This is a genomic window from Hydrogenophaga palleronii, assembly GCF_031457455.1.
GTDB lineage: Bacteria > Pseudomonadota > Gammaproteobacteria > Burkholderiales > Burkholderiaceae_C > Hydrogenophaga > Hydrogenophaga palleronii_A.
In genome coordinates, this window is the sequence record NZ_JAVDWU010000013.1 from 32,808 (window position 1) to 54,391 (window position 21,584).

23 protein-coding genes are annotated in these 21,584 nt (G+C 65.0%); 10 read left to right on the top strand and 13 right to left on the bottom strand.

Features of this window, described 5'->3' with window-relative positions:
• Positions 1–4: 4 nt before the first annotated feature.
• The 4 genes from J2W49_RS23100 (at position 5) to J2W49_RS23115 (ending at position 2,643) form a co-directional block, all read left to right on the top strand.
• On the top strand, positions 5–130 hold the full coding sequence (locus tag J2W49_RS23100; RefSeq protein WP_310321662.1) for a hypothetical protein: 126 nt from the start codon (positions 5–7) through the stop codon (positions 128–130).
• Positions 131–247: 117 nt separating this feature from the next.
• A complete protein-coding gene (locus J2W49_RS23105; RefSeq protein ID WP_310321664.1) occupies positions 248–649 on the top strand; it encodes a GreA/GreB family elongation factor in 402 nt (133 codons plus the stop codon).
• A gap of 198 nt (positions 650–847) precedes the next feature.
• Positions 848–1,849: a diacylglycerol/lipid kinase family protein gene (locus tag J2W49_RS23110; RefSeq protein ID WP_310321667.1), complete on the top strand. Its 1,002-nt coding sequence runs from the start codon at positions 848–850 to the stop codon at positions 1,847–1,849.
• On the top strand, positions 1,846–2,643 hold the full coding sequence (locus J2W49_RS23115) for a metallophosphoesterase family protein (protein WP_310321670.1): 798 nt from the start codon (positions 1,846–1,848) through the stop codon (positions 2,641–2,643). The genes J2W49_RS23110 and J2W49_RS23115 overlap by 4 nt, the downstream gene beginning before the upstream one ends.
• Positions 2,644–2,653: 10 nt before the next feature.
• Here J2W49_RS23115 and J2W49_RS23120 read toward each other — a convergent pair whose 3' ends face one another.
• From J2W49_RS23120 to J2W49_RS23135, 4 genes are all read right to left on the bottom strand, one after another.
• Positions 2,654–4,060, bottom strand: a complete 1,407-nt coding sequence (locus J2W49_RS23120; RefSeq protein ID WP_310321672.1) for an efflux transporter outer membrane subunit — start codon at positions 4,058–4,060, stop codon at positions 2,654–2,656.
• 11 nt (positions 4,061–4,071) lie between these two features.
• Positions 4,072–7,293 (bottom strand): efflux RND transporter permease subunit, encoded by a 3,222-nt coding sequence (locus J2W49_RS23125; RefSeq protein WP_310321673.1) that lies wholly within the window; start codon positions 7,291–7,293, stop codon positions 4,072–4,074.
• A gap of 38 nt (positions 7,294–7,331) precedes the next feature.
• Entirely contained in the window at positions 7,332–8,567 is a 1,236-nt protein-coding gene (locus J2W49_RS23130) for an efflux RND transporter periplasmic adaptor subunit (protein ID WP_310321675.1), read from the bottom strand.
• A gap of 91 nt (positions 8,568–8,658) precedes the next feature.
• Positions 8,659–9,477: an alpha/beta hydrolase gene (locus J2W49_RS23135; protein WP_310321821.1), complete on the bottom strand. Its 819-nt coding sequence runs from the start codon at positions 9,475–9,477 to the stop codon at positions 8,659–8,661.
• Positions 9,478–9,626: 149 nt separating this feature from the next.
• On the opposite strand from J2W49_RS23135, the gene J2W49_RS23140 reads away from it, so the two are divergent.
• Entirely contained in the window at positions 9,627–10,538 is a 912-nt protein-coding gene (locus tag J2W49_RS23140; protein ID WP_310321677.1) for a LysR family transcriptional regulator, read from the top strand.
• Positions 10,539–10,600: 62 nt separating this feature from the next.
• Here the strand turns inward: J2W49_RS23140 and J2W49_RS23145 are convergent, their stop codons facing one another.
• The 4 genes from J2W49_RS23145 to bufA2 form a co-directional block, all read right to left on the bottom strand.
• Positions 10,601–11,155, bottom strand: a complete 555-nt coding sequence (locus tag J2W49_RS23145) for a hypothetical protein (protein ID WP_310321679.1) — start codon at positions 11,153–11,155, stop codon at positions 10,601–10,603.
• Positions 11,152–11,394, bottom strand: coding sequence for a F0F1 ATP synthase subunit C (gene atpE, locus J2W49_RS23150; RefSeq protein ID WP_310321681.1), 243 nt, complete (start codon positions 11,392–11,394; stop codon positions 11,152–11,154). Before atpE ends, J2W49_RS23145 begins: the two co-directional genes overlap by 4 nt.
• Before the next feature lie 78 nt (positions 11,395–11,472).
• Positions 11,473–13,170 carry an MNIO family bufferin maturase gene (bufB, locus tag J2W49_RS23155; protein ID WP_310321684.1) on the bottom strand — a complete coding sequence of 566 codons (1,698 nt, stop codon included), beginning with the start codon at positions 13,168–13,170 and terminating at the stop codon, positions 11,473–11,475.
• A 122-nt stretch (positions 13,171–13,292) separates the two neighbouring features.
• A complete protein-coding gene (gene bufA2 / locus J2W49_RS23160) occupies positions 13,293–13,580 on the bottom strand; it encodes a BufA2 family periplasmic bufferin-type metallophore (protein WP_310321687.1) in 288 nt (95 codons plus the stop codon).
• A gap of 166 nt (positions 13,581–13,746) precedes the next feature.
• On the opposite strand from bufA2, the gene J2W49_RS23165 reads away from it, so the two are divergent.
• Both J2W49_RS23165 and J2W49_RS23170 read left to right on the top strand, forming a co-directional pair.
• The gene (locus tag J2W49_RS23165; protein WP_310321689.1) at positions 13,747–14,322 is read left to right on the top strand and encodes a sigma-70 family RNA polymerase sigma factor; all 576 of its coding nucleotides are present in this window, start codon (positions 13,747–13,749) and stop codon (positions 14,320–14,322) included.
• Complete coding sequence (locus J2W49_RS23170) at positions 14,319–14,960, top strand: NrsF family protein (RefSeq protein WP_310321692.1); 642 nt, start codon at positions 14,319–14,321, stop codon at positions 14,958–14,960. The genes J2W49_RS23165 and J2W49_RS23170 overlap by 4 nt, the downstream gene beginning before the upstream one ends.
• Before the next feature lie 67 nt (positions 14,961–15,027).
• On the opposite strand, the gene J2W49_RS23175 is transcribed toward J2W49_RS23170, so the two are convergent.
• Entirely contained in the window at positions 15,028–15,660 is a 633-nt protein-coding gene (locus J2W49_RS23175; RefSeq protein ID WP_310321695.1) for an NAD(P)H-dependent oxidoreductase, read from the bottom strand.
• Between the two features lie 76 nt (positions 15,661–15,736).
• Between J2W49_RS23175 and J2W49_RS23180 the strand changes: the two genes are divergently transcribed.
• Positions 15,737–16,345: a TetR/AcrR family transcriptional regulator gene (locus J2W49_RS23180; protein WP_310321824.1), complete on the top strand. Its 609-nt coding sequence runs from the start codon at positions 15,737–15,739 to the stop codon at positions 16,343–16,345.
• Between the two features lie 441 nt (positions 16,346–16,786).
• Positions 16,787–17,104: an SHOCT domain-containing protein gene (locus J2W49_RS23185; protein ID WP_310321698.1), complete on the top strand. Its 318-nt coding sequence runs from the start codon at positions 16,787–16,789 to the stop codon at positions 17,102–17,104.
• Between the two features lie 60 nt (positions 17,105–17,164).
• On the opposite strand, the gene J2W49_RS23190 is transcribed toward J2W49_RS23185, so the two are convergent.
• The 3 genes from J2W49_RS23190 to J2W49_RS23200 all read right to left on the bottom strand — a co-directional run bounded on the left by J2W49_RS23190 (position 17,165) and on the right by J2W49_RS23200 (position 19,635).
• On the bottom strand, positions 17,165–17,545 hold the full coding sequence (locus tag J2W49_RS23190) for a hypothetical protein (protein WP_310321701.1): 381 nt from the start codon (positions 17,543–17,545) through the stop codon (positions 17,165–17,167).
• Between the two features lie 269 nt (positions 17,546–17,814).
• Positions 17,815–18,678, bottom strand: a complete 864-nt coding sequence (locus J2W49_RS23195) for an alpha/beta fold hydrolase (protein ID WP_310321704.1) — start codon at positions 18,676–18,678, stop codon at positions 17,815–17,817.
• A 45-nt stretch (positions 18,679–18,723) separates the two neighbouring features.
• A complete protein-coding gene (locus J2W49_RS23200) occupies positions 18,724–19,635 on the bottom strand; it encodes a DMT family transporter (RefSeq protein WP_310321706.1) in 912 nt (303 codons plus the stop codon).
• Positions 19,636–19,698: 63 nt separating this feature from the next.
• Here J2W49_RS23200 and J2W49_RS23205 point away from each other — a divergent pair, with 63 nt between their 5' ends.
• Positions 19,699–20,601, top strand: a complete 903-nt coding sequence (locus J2W49_RS23205; protein ID WP_310321709.1) for a LysR substrate-binding domain-containing protein — start codon at positions 19,699–19,701, stop codon at positions 20,599–20,601.
• A 55-nt stretch (positions 20,602–20,656) separates the two neighbouring features.
• On the opposite strand, the gene J2W49_RS23210 is transcribed toward J2W49_RS23205, so the two are convergent.
• Entirely contained in the window at positions 20,657–21,583 is a 927-nt protein-coding gene (locus tag J2W49_RS23210) for a LysR family transcriptional regulator (RefSeq protein WP_310321711.1), read from the bottom strand.
• Position 21,584: the final 1 nt, after the last annotated feature.

The window sequence follows — 21,584 nt, forward strand, 5'->3', positions numbered from 1 at the left end:
CGCCATGGCTTTCCTCCCCACCCTCACTGCCCTCACGGCAATTCGCCTGGCCTTCGCGGCCGGCGACGCCGTGGCCGGCCGCAAGCAGATGGGCTCAGTGGGACTTCGCCAGCCCGCCGCAGATTCCTGAGCCCGGCGATACCCCTTCCTCCTTTTTGCGCAATCCATCTATCGCCGGGCCACAAGCCAAGCGCGATCGCGGGCGTTGCCTTTGTATGTGGCACGTCTGCACCCGTTGGAGTGCCACATGCACAAATCCCAAGTGGGTGAGCGGCTGCTCACCGAGATCGATTTCGCACGCCTGAACAACCTGCAGGGCCACCAGCTCACGCCCGAGCTGGCCGAGGCACTGGATGCCCTGGACCTTGTCCCCTCGCGCGAGATCCCGCCCGACATCGTCACGATGTACTCGCAGGTGATCGTCGAAGACGTGGCCTCAGGCAAGCGGCAGAAGCTCACGCTGTGCTACCCCAGCGACGCCGAGCCGCACCTGGGTTTCATCTCCGTGCTCTCGCCGGTGGGCGCCAGCCTGATCGGCCAGCGCGTGGGCGCCATCGCCCGTTGGCGAACGCCCAATGGTGACGAGTGCGCGGCCGAGATCGCCACGCTGCTGTTCCAGCCCGAAGCCAGCGGCGACTACACCACCTGACGGTTTCGTTTCGTCGTGGTGCGGGACACCGGTGTGCGCCGGGTGATGGCCACGTTACGTCAAGGCACAGGGAAAACAGGCTATCGAACACAGGGGCGGGCTTCGGCTGCACACTGCAGGGTCCCCGCCCTCCCCTGACACCCATGCCACACGCCCACCCTTTGAAGCACGCCCGTTCTGTTCTCCCGCCGTCGCGCCATGGCTGAGCGGCCTGAGATCGACACCGGTTCACCGCTCCAGTTCGTCATCAACGCGGCGGCCGGCAGCGGCGAGGCGGACACGGTGCGCGAAGCAATTGAAGACGCACTGACGGCTGCGGGCCGGCGCGGCGACCTGCTGTTCTGCAACGGCGGGGATCTGGCCCGCGTGGCGCAGAAGGCCGCCCAACAGGCCTTGGCCACCCGCACCGCGGTGGTGGCCGTGGGCGGCGATGGCACGATCAACACCGTGGCGCAGGCCGCGCATGCGGTGGGCTGTGCCATGGGCGTGGTGCCGCGTGGCACCTTCAACTACTTCGCCCGCGCGCAGGGCATTCCCGACGACACGGGCGAGGCCGCCCGGTGTCTGCTGGACTGGGCGCCACAGCCGGTGCAGGTGGCGGCCGTGAACGACCGCGTGTTCCTGGTCAACGCCAGCCTGGGCATGTACCCGGACCTGCTGGAAGACCGCGAGGCCTACAAGGCACGCTTCGGGCGCAGTCGCTGGGTGGCGTTCTGGGCCGCCACCGTGACACTGTTGCGCGCACAGCGCAAGCTGCGCCTGCAGATCGAACAGGGTGGATCGGCTCGCCAGGTCCGCGCCTTGACCCTGTTCGTGGGCAACAACCGGCTTCAGCTGGAGCAGCTGGGTCTGCTGCCGGAGCCGCAGGCGGCGGGCAGCCCCGTGCACGCGCCGGAGCAAGGCAGTCTCACGGCAGTGATGCTGCGCCCGATCGGCACGCTGGAAATGATCGGGCTGATGATGCGCGGCGCCCTGGGGGCGCTTGGTGAGGCACAGAGCGTGGAGCACTTTGCGTTCGAGCGCATGGTGGTGAAGCCAGCCCGCATGCCCGGCTTGCGCCGCGTGAAGGTGGCGTTCGACGGCGAGATCGCGCGCATGCGCACGCCACTGGAATTTCGCGTGCTCGACAAGCCGCTGTACCTGCTGAGGCCACCGCCAGATGCCATGAGCAAGACCGGCAGCGAAGAGGCCGGCCGATGAGTGTGCTGCTTCAGATTTCGGACCTGCACTTCGGCACCGAACAGGCGCCGGTCATGGAGGCGCTGGTGGCGCTGGCCCGGCAGCAGCGGCCTGAGCTGGTCGTGCTCTCGGGCGACATCACGCAGCGCGCGCGCACCGTACAGTTCCAGGCGGCGCGCGCCTTCGTGGACCGCCTGGGCGCGCCGGTGCTGGCGATTCCGGGCAACCACGACATCCCGCTGTTCAACCTGTGGGCGCGCCTGCACCACCCCTATGCGCAGCACACGGCCGCGTTCGGTGCCGAGCTTGAACCCGTGCATGCCACGCCCGACCTGCTGGTGGTGGGCGTCAACACCACGCGGGCCTGGCGGCACAAACACGGCGAGGTGTCGCGGCAACAGATCGACCGCGTGGCACGACTTCTTGAAGGCGCTTCAACCGATCAACTGCGCGTCGTGGTGGTGCACCAGCCCGTGGCCGTGACGCGCGCCGAAGACGTTCAGAACCTGCTGCGAGGACACGAAGCTGCCCTGCGGCAATGGGCCGCTGCCGGTGCTGACATGGTCATGGGCGGCCACATCCACCTGCCCTACGTGATGCCATTGCACGATCTGGAGCGGCCGGTGTGGGCGGTGCAGGCCGGCACCGCGGTGTCTTCGCGGGTGCGCAACGGCCTGCCCAACTCGATCCATCTGCTGCGCTGGGGAGCGGCTTCAACCGATGGCGAATGCCGGATCGAACAATGGGACTACGCGTCGGCTGAGCAGGCGTTTGTTCAGGTCAGGTGCACCGCCGTGCGGCCCGCCAGGCGCTGATTCCCCATGGCTACACGGCATCCCAGCCGCCTCCAATGGCGCGCACCAGCCGCACCGTGGCCTGCTGCTGCGCCGCTTCCACGCGCTGCGCCTGACGCCGGTTGAGCAGTTCGTTGCGGCGCGCATCAAGCAGTTCGAGCTGGCTCACCAGGCCATTGCGGTAGCGGGTTTCAGAGATGGCGCTGGCGCGCTGGGCGGCACTGACCGCCCTGCCCTGCGCCTGCGACTGCTCGTGCAGCAGGCGCAGCGCGGAGAGTTGGTCTTCCACCTCGCGCAACGCGCCCAGCACCTGGCCGCGGTACTGGGCCGCAGCGGCGTCGAACTGGGCCTGTGCGCCCTGCACCCCGGCCTCGCGTCGGCCGCCGTCAAAGATCGGCAGCGACATCAGCGCGCCCACGCCCCAGGCACGTGCCGACCATTGGAATAGGTCGCTAAGTTCGGGTGAGGCGTAGCCGGCCGCGCCGGTGAGCGACACGCTGGGGAACCACGCGGCCTGTGCCACACCCACGCGAGCCTGCGCGGCCAGCAGCGAAGCTTGCGCGGCGGCCACATCCGGGCGGCGCGCGAGCACGGTGGCCGGCACGCCAGGCGGGATCACGGGCAGCGTGCGCGCCGTGGTGTCGGGCGTGAGCGCAAAGCCGGACACGGGCTCGCCCAGCAACACGGCCAGGGCGTGTTCGAGTTCGGCGCGCGCGCGATCCAACGCAAACACCTCGGCCTCGGTCGCGGCCAGCTCGGTCTGGATGCGGATGACGTCGAGCTCGGCCACATCGCCCGCGTCGAAGCGCCGCTGGGTGAGGCGCAGCGTGTCGGCATAGGCCGCGGCGGTGTCGTTCACCAGTGCACGTTCGGTGTCGGTGGCGCGCAAGGCGAGGTAGGTCTGCGCCACCTCGGCCTGCACCATCAGGCGCGTGCTTTGCAGCAGGGCTTCGCGCGCATCGGCATCGAGCGCGGCCGCGTCCTGCGTGCGCGAGAGGCGGCCAAACAGATCCACCTCGTAAGAGAGGTTCACACCGGCCTGCAGCAGCGTGCCCGGCGCGGAGCCATTGGCAGTGCTGGTGCCGGTGCCTCGGTCGGCGGCCGCTCCCAGGCCGACCTGCGGCGTGCGATCGGCGCGCGCGCCACGCACCAGAGCACGTGCCTGGGCCAGCCGCGCGGCGGCTTCCTGTATGCCGGTGTTGCCGGCGTCCGCGCGATCGACCAGTGCGTCAAGCACCGGGTCGTTGAACGCCTTCCACCAGGTGCCCCGGCTCTGGGCTTCGGCGGGTTGGGCAATGGTCCAGTGTTCGTTCTGGCGCGGCTGTTCCTTGAACTGGGGTGGTGGGTCCACCGCTGGTGGCAGCGAAGGCAGCGCAGTGGCGCAGCCCGCCAGCACCAGGGCGGCGACCAGCGGCAGCAGGCGATTGAGGGTTTTCATGTCATTGGCTTTCATTTCAACGGGGCGGCTAGCACGGGGCGGGCATTGCCGCCACCGGTGGCGAAGCCTTCAAAGTGCGGGATCTCGCCGTGCTGGCGCAGCGGGCGGTTGCCCGTGAGCTGGCGCAACAGCACGTAGAACACCGGTGTGAGGAACAGGCCGAAGGCGGTCACGCCGATCATGCCGGCGAACACGGCCACGCCCATGGCCGAGCGCATCTCGGCGCCTGCGCCGGTGGCCAGCACCAGCGGCAGCACGCCCATCACGAAGGCCAGTGAGGTCATGAGGATGGGTCGCAGGCGCAGGCGGCTGGCCTCGATGGCAGCCTGCACCGGTGTGCGCCCTGCAAACTCCAACTCGCGCGCGAACTCCACGATCAGGATCGCGTTCTTCGCCGACAGGCCCACCAGCACGATCAGCCCGATCTGCGTGAACACGTTGTTGTCGCCGCCATCGAGCCACACACCGGTCATGGCCGCGAGCAGGCCCATGGGCACGATCATGATGATGGACAGCGGCAGCGTGAGGCTCTCGTACTGCGCGGCCAGCACCAGGAACACCAGCAGGATGGCCAGCGGGAACACCCAGACCGCCGAGTTACCGGCCAGGATCTCCTGGTAGGTGAGCTCGGTCCATTCGAAGCCGATGCCGGCGGGCAACGTTTCAGCGGCGATGCGCTCGACCGCGTCCTGCGCCTGGCCCGACGAAAAGCCCGGCGCTGGGCCGCCGTTGATGTCGGCCGAGAGGTAGCCGTTGTAGCGCATGGCGCGTTCGGGGCCGAAGGTGGCGTCCACCTTCATCAGTGCCGACAGGGGAATCATTTCACCGGTGGTCGAACGCACCTTGAGCAGGCCGATGTCTTCGGCGCGCGCGCGGTAAGGCGCGTCGGCCTGTGCGCGCACGCTGTAGGTGCGGCCGAACTGGTTGAAATCGTTCACGTACAGACTGCCCAGGTAGATCTGCATGGTGTCGAAGATGTCCGTCACCGGCACGCCGAGCTGGCGCGCCTTGGTGCGGTCGATGTCGGCATAAAGTTGCGGCACGTTGACCTGCCAGCTGGTGAACATGCCGGCGAGTTCAGGCGTCTGGTAGGCCTTGGTCATGAAGGCTTTCACCGCCGCGTCCATGGCCTCGTAGCCGAGCGAGCCTTTGTCTTCCAGCTGCAATTTGAAGCCGCCCGTGGTGCCCAGGCCCGCCACCGGTGGCGGCGGGAACATCACTACGAAGGCGTCCTGGATTTCGCCGTAGGCCTGGTTCAACTGGCCCGCCACTGCGCCCCCGCTCTGGTCGTCGCGCTTGCGCTCGGCAAAGGGCTTGAGCGTGGCAAACACGATGCCGGCGTTGGAGCTGTTGGTGAAGCCGTTGATCGACAGGCCAGGGAAGGCGATGGCGTCTTCCACGTTCGGGTTCTGCTTGGTGATCTCGCCCATGCGCTGGATCACTTCTTCGGTGCGGTCCAGCGTGGCGCCGTCGGGCAGCTGCGCAAAGCCGATCAGGTACTGCTTGTCCTGAGCCGGCACAAAGCCGCTGGGCACGGCCTTGAACAGGCCGAAGGTCACGCCCACCAGCGCGAGGTAGATCAGCATCATCAGCGCCTTGCGCGAGATGACGCGCCGCACGCCGCCGCTGTAGGCCTCGGAGCCGCGGTGGAAGAAGCGGTTGAAGCCGCGAAACACGCCGCCGAAGACGCGATCCATGCCGCGCGTGAGCGCGTCTTTCGGTGCATCGTGGCTGCGCAGCAGCAGGGCAGAGAGCGCGGGCGAGAGCGTGAGCGAGTTGATCGCCGAGATTACGGTGGAGATGGCGATGGTGACCGCGAACTGCTTGTAGAACTGGCCAGTGAGGCCGCTGATGAAGGCCAGCGGCACGAACACCGCCACCAGCACCAGGGCGATGGCGATGATGGGGCCCGACACTTCCTTCATGGCGCGGTAGGTGGCCTCGCGCGGGCTCAGGCCGGCCTCGATGTTGCGTTCCACGTTCTCCACCACCACGATGGCATCGTCCACCACGATGCCGATGGCCAGCACCAGGCCGAACAGCGACAGCGCGTTGATGGAGAAGCCCAGCAGGTGCAGCACCGCGAAGGTACCCACCACCGACACCGGCACCGCGAGAAGCGGAATGATGGAGGCGCGCCAGGTCTGCAGGAACAGGATCACCACCAGCACCACGAGCGCGATGGCTTCGAGCAAGGTGACGATCACCGAGTCGATGGAGGCGCGCACGAACTGGGTGGGGTCGTAGGCGATGCGGTACTCCACGCCTTCGGGCATGAACTGCTGCAGCTCGGCCATGGTCGCCCGCACCTGGGAAGAGATGTCGAGCGCGTTGGAACCCGGCGCCTGGAACACCCCCATGCCCACCGCGGGCTGGTTGTTCAGCAGCGAGCGCAGTGAGTAGTCGGCCGCGCCCAGCTCCATACGGGCCACGTCACGCAGGCGTGTCACGGCACCGTCTGTGCCGGACTTGATGATGATGTCGCCGAATTCTTCTTCGGTCTGCAAACGGCCTTGCGTGTTCACCGAGAGTTGCAGATCCACCCCTGGCAAGCCCGGTGAGGCCCCCACCACACCGGCGGCGGCCTGCACGTTCTGGCCACGGATGGCGGCCACCACGTCGCTGGCCGAGAGGCCGCGCTGCGCGACCTTCTGCGGGTCCAGCCAGACGCGCATGGAATAGTCACCGCCACCAAAGACCTGCACCTGGCCCACGCCCTCGATGCGCGCGAGGCGGTCCTTCACATTCAGCACCGCGTAGTTGCGCAGGTAGTTGATGTCGTAGCGGTCGTTGGGCGAAACCAGGTGCACCACCATCGTGATGTCGGGCGAACTCTTGACCGTGGTCACGCCCAGGCGACGCACCTCTTCGGGCAGGCGCGGCTCGGCCTGCGAGACGCGGTTCTGCACCAGCTGCTGGGCCTTGTCGGGGTCGGTGCCGAGTTTGAAGGTGACGGTGAGTGTCATCACACCGTCGGTGGTGGCCTGGCTGCCCATGTAGAGCATGTCTTCCACGCCGTTGATGGCTTCTTCCAGCGGCGTGGCCACGGTTTCGGCAATCACCTTGGGGTTGGCGCCCGGATACTGGGCACGCACCACCACCGAGGGCGGAGCGACATCGGGGTACTCGGAGATGGGCAGGCCGCGCAACGCGACCAGGCCGGCGATCAGGATCAGCAGCGAGAGCACGCCCGCGAAGATCGGCCGGTCGATGAAGAATTTGGAGAGGTTCATGTTGTTCTTTGCATTCGCGATGCGTTGAAGGGCGCGAATCAGGAGCCGGCGATGGCCACCGGGCTGGCCAGCGTGGCCGCGCGGGCATTCATGGGCACGGTCTGCGGCTGCACCAGGTCACCCGGGCGCACGCGCTGCAGGCCGTTGACGACGATGCGCTCACCCGCCTGGAGCCCGCTGGTGACGCTGCGCAGCCCGTCCACCGGCGCGCCCAGCTTGACTTCGCGGTACGCGGTCTTGTTGCCTTCGCCCACCACCAGCACGTATTTCTTGTCCTGGTCGGTGCCCAGGGCGCGTTCGCTCACCAACAGGGAGCGTGTGCTCTGCGGCTGGCCCATGCGGATGCGCGCGAACTGGCCGGGCATGAGCGCGCCGTCGGCGTTCTCAAAGATGGCGCGCACGCGCACCGTGCCGCTGCGGGGGTCGACCTGGTTGTCGATGAGCTGCAGCTTGCCTGTGAAAGGCGTGTCGGCGCCGTCGGCCGTGCCCATCTGCACCGGAATGCGCTCGATCGCCTGGCGCGCGCTGGCGCCACCACTTTGCAAGCCGTGCAGCGCCCGCGCCACGGTGCGTTCGTCGGCGTCGAAGCTGGCGTAGATGGGACTCACCGACACCAGGGTGGTGAGCACCGGCGCGCCCGGGCCGGCGGCGATCAGGTTGCCCGCCGTCACCTCCAGCCGGCCAATGCGACCGGCCACCGGCGCCCGCACCTGGGTATAGCCCAGGCTCAGGCGCGCGGTCTGCACCTGCGCCTTCGCTGCCAGCAGGTTGGCCTCGGCTTCGCGCAGCGCGTTCTGCCGGTCGTCCAGCTCGCGCTGGGCGATGGCCTTGTCTTCCCACAGGCGCTGTGCACGAACGTACTCGCCGCTGGCGTGTTGCACGCGCGCCTGGGCAGCGCTGGCCTGCGCTTCGGCGCGGGCCACTTCGGCTGCGTAGGGCGCGGGGTCGATGGAAAGCAGCAGATCGCCTTTTTTTACCAGCGCGCCTTCCCGGAAGTGCGTGGCCATCACCACTCCGGCCACGCGCGAGCGGATCTCCACGCGCTCCACCGCTTCGAGGCGACCGGAGAACTCGTCCCAGGTGGTGGTGTCGCTTTCAACGACTGTGGCCACGGAGACCGGCATGGGCGGTGGGGCTTCGGTGGGTGTGCTGGCCTGGGCGGTGCCGGCCTGCTGCACGATCACGACGCCAGTGGCGGAGATGGCGGCCAGGACGGCCACGGGCAGCAAGGCGCGGCCCAGACGGAGAGGAGAGAAAACAGACAGGCGAGACATGGTGGATCCTTTTTGAGGGCGAGCGGGACCGTCCCCGGCGTGTGGCCGGGGTTGGCGATTCAGAGAAAGGGGAAAGGGAGCGGGTCGTCCGTCAGGACGGCGGGGGGATGGCGGCCGGCATGGCAGCGGCCTGGAAGAAGGCGCGCAGGTGTTCGCGCACTTCCGCCGCGCAGGGGCAGGCCTCGGTGGGCGGCTCTGTCAACGAGTCCGGCCACCCGGTGGCGGGTCGCATCACGGCAGATGTGACCGCAATGCTGGCCCCGCGCAAGCGTTCGGCATAGGCCATGGCTTCATCGCGCATCGGGTCGTCACCGCCGGTGAGGATCAGCGTGGGAGGCAGACCGGCGAGACGCTGCGCGTGGCAGGGCACGGCGTAGGGATGCTCGGCGTCCATGGGGCCGCGCAGGTAGTGCTGCCAGCCTTCCATCCATTTGCAGGCGGTGGCCTTGCCCATGGTCTGGCGCAGCGAGGCGGTGGCGTTGCACGGATCGAGCATGGGCGCGACCAGAACCTGCCCGGCCAGCGGCGGGTGGGCGCGGTCGCGCACCATCAGGGCCACGGCAGCGGCGATGTTGCCGCCGGCTTCTTCGCCCGCCACGAACAAGGGCGCGTCTTTGCCGGCCAGGCGGCTGCGCTGCTTGTACAGCCACTCCAGCGCCGCGTAGCCGGCCTCCACCGCATCCGGAAAACGGTGTTCGGGCGCCAGCGGGTAGGCCAGTGAAGCCACCACCGCGCCTGAGCTGGCCAGCAGTTCGGCCAGGCAGGCGCCACTGTCCAGGTCGCCAGAGACAAAGGCGCCACCGTGGAAGTGCAGCACCAGCGGCAAAGTGCCGCCGCGTGGCTTATGGCCCCAGACGCGCAGTTCCCGTGGGGGCGTGCCAGGCACCCACAGAGTTTGAGCCGGGGCCATCGGAACGAAGGTGGAGGTAGTTGAAACCATGGGCTGAACTATAGGCATACCTTTCATGCGGATAAAGCCACCTGTGGCCAGTTGTCTGTTTCCAATGCATGAACAATCCGGCCACAAAGCAACAAAACAGCGAAAGCAGGAGTGAGGGCATGGATCAGATCCAATCGATACGGGTGTTTGCAAGGGTGGTGGAAGCCGGCACCTTCACCAAGGCAGCGGAGTCGCTGAACCTGCCCAAGGGCACGGTGACCAAACTGGTGCAGCACCTGGAGTCGCGCCTGAAGGTCAAGCTGCTCAACCGCACCACGCGGCGCGTGACGGTGACGCCCGATGGGGCGGCGTACTATGAGCGCACGATCAGGGTGCTCAATGATCTGGACGACATCGAGGCCAGCATGACCAACGCGCAGGCCAAGCCCAGCGGGCGACTGCGTGTGGACGTGGGCACCTCCGTGGCACGCGAAATCATCATTCCCGCACTGCACGGGTTCTTCGAGCGCTACCCGGACATCCAGCTCGACCTCGGCGTGACCGACCGCTCTGTGGACCTGCTGGTCGACAACGTGGACTGCGTGATCCGCGGCGGTGAACTGGTGGACCAGTCGCTGGTGGCGCGGCGCGTGGCCAATGTGCCGCTGATGACGGTGGCGTCGCCCGCCTACCTGAAGGCGCATGGCACGCCCACGCACCCTGAGCAGCTGGAGAACGAACACCACATGGTGAACCACTTCTCCACCCGCAACGGGCAGCCATTCACGAATGAATTCACGAAGGACGGCGAGTTGCTGGAGATCTCCGGGCGCTACAAGCTGTCGGTGAACGAAAGCAATGCGCTCACGGCGGCGGTGCTGGCGGGTCTGGGCGTTGCACAGATCGCCACCTTGACGGCCCTGCCCCTGATCGAGCGCGGCGAGCTGGTGCAGGTGCTCGGCGACTGGAAGTGCTACACCGTGCCCCTGTATGTGGTGTACCCACCGAACCGGCACCTGAGCGCCAAGGTGCGGGCCTTTGTGGAGTGGGTGGTCGAACTGTTTGCGCAGCATCCGCAGATGTCGCGCTGAAGTCTGTTTTCCGGCCGTCACTTCGACGCCTTTCAGGCGACTGACCAGACGACACCCGTTGTTCAGCGCCGGGAAACGCGTGAAGTGGGCCGCTGGCGCAACGAGGCGGTCACCTGCTGCATGGTGTTGACCACGGTGCCGATCATCCAGGCGGCCAGCCGCTCGGGCCAGGAGCCGATGTGGCGGTTGATCACAGCGCCCGGCCGATGTTCCACCCACTGCTCGAACGCCAGCGCATGAAGCCGCTGGCGCTCGTGCGCGTTCAGCCTCGACCCATCGGCCAGCAACACCTCCAGGGTGCGCACTCCCCGCTCGCGCAGGGCTGCGGCCAGCGGCACCAGGTCGGCGCGCGAGGGTTGCCAGAACACGGCCTCGCGTGCGCGCCGCAGCGCCCCCAGCTGGACGACGGCATGATCGGCCGGTGGCAGTGATGCGGCCCATGCATGGCCTGGCGCCACCACGGCCCAACGCGTCTGGCGCGGCATGCCCTCCAGGCTGCGTGTCGTGAGGACCGTGAACGCGTCCTGCGGCCCACAGCTGCGAACCGCATGCAACAAAGCCCCCCCGGTCCCGGCCACCAGGACACGCCGCATCGGTGTTCCGGGCACGGTCTTCATCCGGCGAACGGATTGGCCAGGGCGAACCACACGCCCAGTGCGACCGAGATGATGAAGGCGCCGTCCAGCAGACCCGCCAGGAGAAAGACCTTGGGTTGCATGGCCTCCATCATTTCGGGCTGCCGCGACGAGGCCTCCAGGTACTTGCTGGCCATGATGCCGATGCCGATGCATGACCCGAGGGCGCCGAGGCCGATCATGTGGCCGACGGCGAGGGGAAGGCTGCTGAGGTCTGACATGTGAAGCTCCTTTTCTGCTTTCTGTTGTGATGGCTTCACTGTGGCAGGGTCGCTGCAGAAGATCCATGACCTCAGAGGTCATGCCGCCGGAGAGCGCAGCCAGCCCTGGCCCAGCGCGTCCTGTATCCACCCGCTGAGTCTTTGCGCCGTCAGTTGGGGCAGTTGCGCCTGAATCTGCTCCGTGGCCCGCGCCAGACTGCTGTCTTCTGACAGCGCCGACATGAACGCCATCTGTTCCTTGTCGATGCTTTGAAAGCTCGGCTGGTGATCGCTGCGCCAGACCACCAATCCCGCTGCCTGCTCAAGCGGATGCGCGGCGGGCACCGCTTCGTCTGCCTGCAACGCTTTCCAGATGGCAAGCACATTGGTCTGCACCGTGCGCAGCAATACCGTCGGGTGCAGGGGTTCGCTCATGTTCAACCAGTGCTCGGCAGACAGGGCCGCAGCGTCTGCGGCATACAGCGCCGGCACATCCTGCATGTCAAATCGGCTTCGAAGATCCCAGTCCAGCTGGGCCAGTTCATGCAGTTCGGCGTTGTGGGGGAAACGCGCCCTGAGGAAGTCGGCGAAGACATCGCCGTAGCGGTTCAGCGAGGTGCAGGTGGGTGGGTGGGTGGTGGCGAAATCGCGGGCCCATTGTGCAAACGCGTCGGTGCCGACATAGTGTGCGGTGCGCGAGAATGTGTCGGCCAGGGCTTCAACCAGTCGGGCCCGGTAGGCGTGGTGGTAGATCTCAAGCCGCGGCCCCGCCTGCACAGCGTCTGATGGCCTGATGAGAGCGTGCGCCAATGGGTCGGATGGCGTCGGACCCAGGATGTAGCGGGTGAGCGTCTCCTGTGTCGAATGCAGCGAGGGCCGCTCGTGCAAGGGCTCTTGTTGGGCGGGGGCTGTGCCGGAAGCCGCGTCCACCCGACCTGCGCCGACAAACGCATCGCGGCGGATCTGGCGAGCGATGTCCAGTTCCCCCAGCAGTTCACCCAGCGCAGGAATATTGTCGTCACGTTCGATCATCGTGGCCACCGGCCCGAACAGGGCGCATGCCTGGGCATAGAGCTGCCACACCTCCGGGCACACGGGTTGATCGTGGGTGTCGACCAGGCAATGGGGATGCCTGGTGTGGCCTGCGAGGTGGATCTGTTGCACCCGCCCGGCGGGCAGCGCCTGCAAGTAGGTCAGCGGATCGAAGCCGTGATTCGTGCCACTGACGTAGATGTTGTTCACGTCCACCAGCAGCAGGCAGTCGGCCTGCTGCGACACGTGCCGCAGGAATTCCCACTCGGTGCTGGCCGAGGCTTCGTAGTCGATGTAGCTGGAGACGTTCTCCATCACCAGGCGCCGCCCGAGCACGTCCTGAACCTGCCCGATTCGGTCGATCAGATGGCGGGCCGCCTCTTCGGTGTACGGCAACGGGTAGAGATCGTGCAAGCGGTGGTGGTAGTGGCCAGACCAGCACAAGTGGTCAGAGATCCACAAGGGATCGATCCGATCTGCCAGGGCCTTGACCTTGCGCAGGTATTCCCTGTTGAGGGGATCGGTGCCGCCAATGGACATGGCCACGCCGTGCATGGCCACGGGATAGTCCCGCCGTATCTGATCAAGCACAGCAAGCGGCTTTCCGCCATCGACCAGAAAGTTGTCACTGATGATCTCCAGCCAGTCCACCGGCTGCTTTTCACGCAGAAAGTCGGCGTAGTGAACGGTGCGCAGGCCCAGACCAAAGCCTGTTTGCTGCGTGTTGCGCGAGGGGTCTTCCGCCGTGTGGCTGTCTGCTCTCATACCAGGGTGGTGTTCGCATCGCTTGGCAGGCGCCATGCGCGCAGCGTTGGGAAGACGAGGGCGTGCTCAGGCAAGCACGCCCGCGATTCGTCAACCGGTGTGTGAACCGGGACGATCAGCGATCACAGGTCAGCGATCGTGCCGCCAGCCTTCAGGCAGGACTCGGCAGTCTGTGCCTTGAAGCCGTGACCTTTGCAGGCGTTCTGGCCCTTGCAGGCATGTTCGGCGGTCTTGCAATCGCTCATGCCCTTGCAGCTGTGCACGTTGTAGCAGTGCACCTTGTCGCCGGCGGCGATGGCTTTGCCGGTGGATCCGGCTGGCGCGTCTGCGGCGAACGAGGCGGAAGACAAGGCCAGCAGGGCGGCGGTCAGGGCGAGGCTGGAGGTGGACTTGATGTCTTGAGCGTTCATGGATGACTCCTCATGAGGTTGGAAAAAGGACAGGGACAAAGAAAACTGGCCCTGAAATCTCGGGCCAGTGGTCCCTAGTTCGTAAGAAGTTCGCCCCTGGTTACGACGAACGCGGAAATTTGTTTTTTATTTCTGTAACCCGTTGACCCAGGTGAGCGAACTACACATGACGATTGACCCAGAACGGTTGCAACGCAGTCAGGAACGCGAACGTGAGCTCAAGGCAATGATGGTGGCCGCTTTAGATGGTGACGAAGCTGCCTATCGACAGTGCCTTCAGGGCCTGAGCAAGCACCTTCGCGCCTTTCTGTCCCGCCGGCTCACCCGTGACGCCGCAGAGGTGGAAGACCTGGTGCAAGAGACGCTGCTCGCAATTCACTGCCAGCGCCACACCTTTGCCGCAGATCGACCGCTGACCGCCTGGGTGCAGGCCATCGCGAGCTACAAACTGGCAGACTGGTTTCGTGGGCATGGCGGGCGCCTTGGGCGTCTGGATCCGCTGGATGACCACGAGAATCTGTTTGCAGACGACCATGGGCTGGCCGGCGAGGCCACGCGGGATGTGCGCCAGCTCCTGCAGGACCTGCCGCAGCGATGGCGCGTTCCCATCGAGCTGACCAAGCTTGGCGGCTACTCGGTCAATGAAGCGGCGCTGGCTTCGGGCATGAGTGCATCGGCCATCAAGGTGGGCGTGCACCGGGGAATGAAGGCGCTGGCCCAACTCGCAAGGAAACAGATATGAAAACGCAGGATTTGATCAACGAACTCGCCACTGGTGTGGCACCCGTGCGCCCCGGCGCCATCCATCGCCAGTTGGGATCGGCCCTTGCCATCGGCACCGCTGCGACCGTGACCATCGTGGCCTCCACCTATGGCGTTCGCAGTGACCTCAGCGCAGCCCTGCTTGAACCGGTCATGTGGTTCAAGCTAGCGTATCCCTTGCTGCTGACCCTGGTCGCGGCATCGCTTGTCTGGCGCCTGGCTGTGCCGGGGCGCCAGACAAGAGGGCTCGACTGGACCTGGCTCACACCGGCTCTTGCCGTGTTGGCGATCGGTCTTTTTTTGCTTTGGCAGGCCGATCCTTCCCAACGCCTGCCGCTCCTGCTGGGTCAGACATGGCGCTCCTGTGCACTGAGCATCGCGCTGGTGTCTGCGCCCGTGCTGGTCGGGGTACTGCATGCGCTGCGCCGACTGGGACCAACCCGGCTCACGCAGACCGGGGCGATCGCAGGCCTGCTCGCCGGCTCCGTGGGCGCGGTGGCCTATGCCCTGCACTGCCCGGAGATGAGCGTTCCATTCATTGCCATGTGGAACACCCTCGGCATCGCACTCATGACAGGCCTGGGCATGTGGCTGGGGCCTCGTGTGTTGCGCTGGTAGGCGGTCTGTGGAAGGTGGCTTCGGAGAGCAGAACCATGGGCACCTGCACAACCACGCCTCGATCGCCTCAGCCTGGCTGTTCGGCTTCGACCCGTTCGCCGCTGGCTGACACGGCCCTTGCGAACACATTGCCGCCGAGGGTCCGGGCAGTGACGATGTGGGGCGGCGCAGCTGTCCCATTCACATCGAGCAGAAACTCCGAGGCCACCACCCGCGCGCCGCAGAAGTCGAAGATGCCGTGGTCGATCTGTGTGCGCATCGCCTTCTCGTAGCCGTGGCGCGCATAGGTGCCGCCGTCTGCGCCGCCGATGCCGATGAGGTGAACGGCGAGGCGGCCGAGCCGTTTTCCGAGCGTGCCATCGGGCGCCTCGTCGTAAGCCCATCCATTGGAGAACACGCGATCGATCCAGCCCTTGAGCTGGCCAGGAAATGACCACCAGTAGATGGGGTAGACCAGCACGAGTGCGTCGGCCCGGTCGATGCGCTCCTGCTCACGCAGGATGTCCGACGGCAAAGGCTTCTGCAGAAAATAGGCGCTGCGGTCTGCCTGATTGAAAGCCGGGTCAAAGCCTTCCGCAGCGATGTCGGCGATCTCGGTGGTGTGCTCGCCAGACGCTGCAACGCCCTCGGCAAACGAGCGTGCAACGGCGTGCGTGAGGGACTGTGGATCGGGATGACTGACAACAATGAGAGCATGCATGGTGGTTCCTTCGGTGGGTGGGTGTAAACTACCTTTAGTAATCTACTTTTTGTAGGTTACCTTTAGTAGGTTAATGATGTCAAGCAAACCATCGAATCCAACGGTTCAAGCCGAGGCGAAGAAACGCCTGCCCAGAGAGGACCGCAACCGGCAGCTCATGGCCATGGCGTGGTCCATCGTGAGGAGCGAAGGAACGGACGCGCTCACCCTCGGCTATCTGGCGGAGCGCGCAGGCGTGACGAAACCCGTCGTGTACGACCATTTCGGCACACGAACGGGCCTGCTCGCCCTCCTCTACGGTGAATACGACAGCCGCCAGCACGCGCTGATGGACGAGGCCCTGCGCGCGTCGGGGAAGTCGCTCCCGGCCGTGGCAAGGGTGATCGCCAAGGCCTATGTGAACTGCGTCATGGAGATGGGACGCGAGATGCCTGGTGTCAGCGCTGCGCTGGCGGGGTCGCCGGAGCTCGACGCCGTGAAGAAGAAGCACGAGGCAGCATTCCTGGCGAAGTGTCGGGCGGTGCTGCAGCCGTTTTCGAAACAGCCGATCGGGCCCGCGGGCATGCGCGCGATGATCGGTACGGCGGAGGCTGTGTCGTTTGCGGCGGCTGCAGGCGAACTCGATCCGGTGGATGCAGAGAACGAGATCTACGACGCCATTGTGCGGATCGCGCGGAGGACGTGAAGCACGCCCACTGTGAGCGACAAGGCCTTCGCCATGTCAACTGCTGATGTCGTGAGTTAGAAGCTCGTTGCTCCCAAATGGCCTGCATCCCCCGTGCGTATTTCGGGCTTCCTGGACACCAAGTTCGACACCGTTGACACAGTGTTCGGCACCTCAGTCAACGAACTTCACCGGCCACCCTGCAGAAGAACTCCAAGAGGCCCACCGATTGTTTGAAAAGACTGGCGATCCCATCTTGATGGGTAGCTGACCCACAGCTCCAAGGCTAGACTTCAGGAATCGGCCAGTTGCGGACTCTCGAAGGGACAATTTCCGGGCCACTCAAACGGCGCATACCAAGTCTTCATGCGTGTGAAAATGTGGCCCAGACAGGCCGAGGTTCGGCCTATGGGGAGAACCATGGATCGAGCTAAAACTCAAGTGCGCCGACGGGGCAGGCTCATGTTTACTTTGACCCTCGCTTTCGTCATTTTGGTAGCAAGTCAATCACTCATCCCCCGCACGTTGTTTGTTGTGCTTCTGGCGGCGCTGTTCATGGGGTGGGTTGTCATGTTGACATGGGCTGCGTTCGTGATCCCGCCTGCTGCAATCAAAGGCTTTTTCGAAGCGAACTACCATCCTGATACCAATGTACGTGCGCTTCAGAGAGGTGAGATCACGATTGAGGAGTACGTCCGCCGAAAAGGGGATACCGCATCAACCAGCAATGCACTGCCAACGTCTTCGCGACATACGTCAGATGCACAGCGTAAAGCTTGAGCCAATAGCCATTGCCACCTTCTGCTTTAGGCCCGAAGTTGACCTTTCAACTCAACGTAGCTACCTACCCTCTTTCTGTGGAAGTTGGGCCTTGAGCAACGGAAGAAGTGCCTCAAGTTGCTGCACCAGACCTGCCCGTGACTCAATGTCCTTGAAGCCAAGGCCGACGCGAAATGCGCCGAGGTATCCCGCCTCACTGGCAATTTTTTCGACTCGCACGAACTCGGGGGAACTTTCATCCCACAGCAAGGTGGCTTCGTCCCCAGAGGGGAGCTTGACGAACGCCATGAGTCCACTTGGAACCAGTCGGTCCTGCAACACCCCAAACTGCCAGTCACCAAACCGGGCCTCTGGCAAAAGGCGACCATCGGCATGGTGTCCTGTCTCAACCAATGGGTCGTCGTCCTTGGTCAGAGGTGCACCCAGCAAGGGCGGCGACATGTCAGGCGGAAGGCATGGGCTATAGAGTGTCCAACGATTGGTAGTCATATCATCGTGTGTCCGCATCTGGCCGATTGCTGAAGTCTAGCTGGCCTCGCACCCGCCCGACCAACCTACATGGCAACTGGGCGCCGCAGAATCGATGCCTACCGGCAGCAAATTGCTGGTGTTCAAGAGAGCCGATCCGGGCGTCCTGGTCCCACCGTTCCCGCTGTCCACGAGAAACTGAACTGAGTGTCCAGAAGCGACCGAAATACGCACCCCGTCTCTCAGGACGGATTGAAGTACTTCACCAGAACGTCCGCAAGCAGCTGAGGGGCATCTTCTTGCACCAGGTGGCCCGCCGCTGGCAGGGGGACCAGCCGTGACCCAGGGATCATCCTGTTCAGCGCATGTCCTTTCTCGATCGGCACCCAGGTGTCTTCTTCTCCCCAGACGAGCAATGGCTTGCAAGTGATGGCCCCATACAGCGGTTCGATCTCATCCGTGTACTGCTGGTCCGCCTGAGAAATCTGACGGTAGAACGCTGCCTGCCCTTCTTCGCTCAACCAGGGACGAAGAATGCCTGCAAGCGCCTCGGGTTGGGGCGTCTGGTGCATGGCGCCCCGCACATACGCCTCCACCATCGCAGCATGAATGTATGAAGGCACACCTGAAAAGGCAGCTTCATGGACTTTCACGTGCTTGAAGAATGGCGAACCCCAGGGCCCTACCGCCACCGGATCCACCAGCGCCATCTTTGCGTATTCGATGCCTTCGAGCAGGTGACTTCGGAGCACGGTGGTCCCTCCAAAGTCATGACCCACAACCATCGGACGCACGAGTCCCCAGTGTTCGATCAGCCGGGCCAGCAGCCTTCCCTGAATACGAAGTGAAACGTCTTGCCCGGCGCTTTTCTGGGATTGGCCAAAACCGAGCAGGTCATAGAAGTAGACGGTGTGATGTCGAGCCAGTGCGGCGATGATCTTGCGCCAGTTGAACGACGACCAAGGAGTGCCGTGAACCAGAACCACCGCAGGACCATTGCCGCGAACGTCGTAGGCAACGTGCTGGGCTTCAAACGCAAATGAGCGCGAGAGATGCCATTGCGCCGGATCAGCCATCGCGCTTTTGGATTCAGACAATTTTTTCATGCCGGGTTCTCCTCAAATGGTGGGCAATAGATGGGCAGGGCAGGCCTATGCTGTCGCACGCTTTGGCTTCGGAAGCATTGACGTTTGCCCTCGCATGTTCACCAGCAGCACGCCCGCCAGCACGCAGGCGCCCCCCAGTGCGGTGCTCCACCCAGCCACTTCGCGCGACAGAAGCCAGGACAAGCCCATGGCCAGCGGCGCAATGAGATAAAGAAAATTACCCGCCCTGGCAGCACCGTATTGACCGATGGCGTAGGTCCAGCAGAACTGGCCAATGAGCGTAGGAAACAGCCCGAGGAACAGGACCCACAGCCAGACCTCGCCAGAGGCAGCGCGTAACTCGACCGCTCCCTGAGGCAGCCAGGCCAGCAAGGCCACGGCCGCAGAGATGAGCATGATGGCCGACACCTGCAGGGCCCCATAGCGTTGGACCAGGCGGCGCTGCAAGACAAATCCGGTGGCCGAACACAAGGCCGCGGCGAGCACAAATGGCGCGCCCGAGCCCCATGCAATGCCGCCCGGTTGTCCGTAGGCAATCACACCCACGCCGGCGAACCCGATGGCGGTTCCCACCCAGGCCCATCGGTTGAAGGCCTCCTTGAGAAACACAACACCGAACATCGCCATCCATATGCTCTCGGTCTTGACCAGGAAGCTGGCTGCGCCTGGAGAAACAGAAGTCTGGCCCATGTTCAGCAGCACGCTGTACCCCGCAGCACCCACCCATCCGCAAAGCACACAGACAAGCAGATCAGCCAGAGGCATGCGCACGGGGCGCCGATAGCCCAACCAGGCCAGGGCAAACGCGGCCGCGATGGCAAAGCGTATGGACGCGAGGCCCAGTGGCGACATTTCTGTCAACGCGACACCGATGGCTGGGAACGCGGTGGCCCAGACGATGATGGTGGTGGCAACCGCCAGCGCGGGCAGTACGTGGGGTGTGTTGGGTGTGTTCATGGCTTGTTTATAGGCCGCCCCAGCGGTTTGACATAGATCACCATTCGATGGTGAACTGTGCGCATGAATCACAGCTCATCTCACGCCCCCGCATTGCCGCCCATCGATGCCCTGCTGGCTGTTCTGGCCGCCTACCGCTGTGGATCCTTCACGGGTGCGGCCGATGAACTCAACATCACCCATGGGGCCGTGAGCCGCCGTATCGGTGCAGTGGAGCAATGGGTGGGCGCTCCGGTGTTTGAGCGTCATGGCCGGGGCGTGAGGCTGACCCTGGAAGGGCAGCGATGTGTGAGTGTCTTCACCCAGACGCTGGAGACCCTGGAGACAGCCAGACTGGCCTCCGGGGGCCCCCAGGCGCTGGAAGTTGTGCGCATCAGCGTGGTCCCGTCGTTCGCTCGTTTGTGGCTGCTGCCCCGGCTGTCGGCCGTGGAGGGCGTACCGCCCGTGTTTCGGCTCGCGATCGACGTGGAGCAACGCTTTGCGGATCTGGATGAGGTCGATCTCGCCGTGCGCTACGGGCGTGGCAACTGGCCGGACGGCCTCACCATTCCACTGTTTCAGGAAACGCTGGTGCCGGCGGCATCACCCGCCTTGGCCCATCTGATGGGCCAGTCGCCTTCCCCCTCCGAGATGCTGCGACACGTGCTGGTTCACGACTCGGACCCGGGGCCATGGCGCCATTGGCTGCGCAGCCAGGGTACGGGCTATTCGCTCCGCCCCCAGGACCGCCAGTTTCCAGACTACGACCTGGCGCTGCAGGCCGCCGCCGGTGGACACGGGATCGTCCTGCTTCGCAGACCTTATGCAGACGCGTACCTGACAGACGGCCGGTTGCTCACGCTCTCCGACGTTGAGCAGCCCAATCCTCAGCGTTTTCACCTGCTGGCCAGAAAGGGCCCCATGCGGCGACCCGTCAAATTGCTGATCGACCGGTTGGTGAGCCAATCCGCCGCGAGCATCGTTTGACGCCCCCTGGATCGGGAGAACGCTGCTTCTGATCTGGCGTCTGGCTGTGCGAGGTTCACACCGCCTGCTCGTCGACGTTGCCAGCCTGGCGCGCATCTTCCACCAGCAGGTCCACCAGTTCGCGAGCGAACTGAGGCAAGGCATCCAGGCTGCGCACGCAGATCTGCATCGCCCGCAACGACCAGGCATCGCTCAGGGGCACGATGCGCAGGTCCATTTTTTGTGCATGCCGGTTCGCAGCTGATTCAGGCAGGATGCCGATGCCCACGCCGGTCTCGATCATGCGGCAGGCGCCCTCAAAACCACTCACCTGGATGCGCAGCTTGAGGGAGCGGTTCAGGCGGTCGCAGGCCTGACGCAAAAAGGCATGGATGGCGCTGGACTCGTGCAGGCCCACGTGGTCGTAGTCCAGTGTGTCGACAAAGGCCACATGCTCGCTGGATGCCAGCGGGTGGCCCGGGTGCACCACCAGCACCAGGCGATCGCTGCGGTAGGGCACGGTCTCCAGGTTCTCTGTCCGGACCGAGCCGGCAACGATGCCGATGTCGGTCTGGCCTTCGGTGACGGCGCGGATGATGTCATTGGACAAGCGCTCGCGCAGATCGATGTTCACGTCGGGATGGGTACTGAGGTAGGTGCGCAGCACCGGCGGAAGGAACTCACTGAGCGCAGTGGTGTTGGCGTACACCCGTAGGTGGCCCTTGATGCCGCGGGCGTATTCCTGCAGGTCGCCGCGCAGGTGCTCGAGCTGACCCAGCACCAGACGCGCGTGGTGCACAAAGGCCTGTCCGGGCGGCGTGAGCGTGACGCCCTGGCTGTTGCGGTAGAACAGCTTGGTGCCAATGCTTTCTTCCAGGTGCTTGATGCGTGTGCTGGCGGCTGGCAGCGAGATGTGTGAAGCCTCGGCGCCCTTGGTCAGGCTGTTGGCCTCGGCCACGCGCACCATGAGGCGCAGGTCGACCAGATCGAAGTGCATGGACATG

Coding starts and splice junctions, on each gene's coding strand:
- J2W49_RS23170 (WP_310321692.1), top strand. CDS start 14,319: ATGAAAACGCAGGATTTGATCAACGAACTCGCCACTGGTGTGGCACCC.
- J2W49_RS23185 (WP_310321698.1), top strand. CDS start 16,787: ATGTTTACTTTGACCCTCGCTTTCGTCATTTTGGTAGCAAGTCAATCA.
- J2W49_RS23180 (WP_310321824.1), top strand. CDS start 15,737: ATGTCAAGCAAACCATCGAATCCAACGGTTCAAGCCGAGGCGAAGAAA.
- J2W49_RS23115 (WP_310321670.1), top strand. CDS start 1,846: ATGAGTGTGCTGCTTCAGATTTCGGACCTGCACTTCGGCACCGAACAG.
- atpE (WP_310321681.1), bottom strand. CDS start 11,394: ATGTCAGACCTCAGCAGCCTTCCCCTCGCCGTCGGCCACATGATCGGC.
- J2W49_RS23210 (WP_310321711.1), bottom strand. CDS start 21,583: ATGTCCATGCACTTCGATCTGGTCGACCTGCGCCTCATGGTGCGCGTG.
- J2W49_RS23145 (WP_310321679.1), bottom strand. CDS start 11,155: ATGAAGACCGTGCCCGGAACACCGATGCGGCGTGTCCTGGTGGCCGGG.
- J2W49_RS23135 (WP_310321821.1), bottom strand. CDS start 9,477: ATGGCCCCGGCTCAAACTCTGTGGGTGCCTGGCACGCCCCCACGGGAA.
- J2W49_RS23130 (WP_310321675.1), bottom strand. CDS start 8,567: ATGTCTCGCCTGTCTGTTTTCTCTCCTCTCCGTCTGGGCCGCGCCTTG.
- J2W49_RS23105 (WP_310321664.1), top strand. CDS start 248: ATGCACAAATCCCAAGTGGGTGAGCGGCTGCTCACCGAGATCGATTTC.
- J2W49_RS23165 (WP_310321689.1), top strand. CDS start 13,747: ATGACGATTGACCCAGAACGGTTGCAACGCAGTCAGGAACGCGAACGT.
- J2W49_RS23120 (WP_310321672.1), bottom strand. CDS start 4,060: ATGAAAACCCTCAATCGCCTGCTGCCGCTGGTCGCCGCCCTGGTGCTG.
- J2W49_RS23110 (WP_310321667.1), top strand. CDS start 848: ATGGCTGAGCGGCCTGAGATCGACACCGGTTCACCGCTCCAGTTCGTC.
- J2W49_RS23200 (WP_310321706.1), bottom strand. CDS start 19,635: ATGAACACACCCAACACACCCCACGTACTGCCCGCGCTGGCGGTTGCC.
- J2W49_RS23175 (WP_310321695.1), bottom strand. CDS start 15,660: ATGCATGCTCTCATTGTTGTCAGTCATCCCGATCCACAGTCCCTCACG.
- J2W49_RS23125 (WP_310321673.1), bottom strand. CDS start 7,293: ATGAACCTCTCCAAATTCTTCATCGACCGGCCGATCTTCGCGGGCGTG.
- J2W49_RS23205 (WP_310321709.1), top strand. CDS start 19,699: ATGAATCACAGCTCATCTCACGCCCCCGCATTGCCGCCCATCGATGCC.
- J2W49_RS23100 (WP_310321662.1), top strand. CDS start 5: ATGGCTTTCCTCCCCACCCTCACTGCCCTCACGGCAATTCGCCTGGCC.
- J2W49_RS23140 (WP_310321677.1), top strand. CDS start 9,627: ATGGATCAGATCCAATCGATACGGGTGTTTGCAAGGGTGGTGGAAGCC.
- J2W49_RS23190 (WP_310321701.1), bottom strand. CDS start 17,545: ATGTCGCCGCCCTTGCTGGGTGCACCTCTGACCAAGGACGACGACCCA.
- bufB (WP_310321684.1), bottom strand. CDS start 13,170: ATGAGAGCAGACAGCCACACGGCGGAAGACCCCTCGCGCAACACGCAG.
- J2W49_RS23195 (WP_310321704.1), bottom strand. CDS start 18,678: ATGAAAAAATTGTCTGAATCCAAAAGCGCGATGGCTGATCCGGCGCAA.
- bufA2 (WP_310321687.1), bottom strand. CDS start 13,580: ATGAACGCTCAAGACATCAAGTCCACCTCCAGCCTCGCCCTGACCGCC.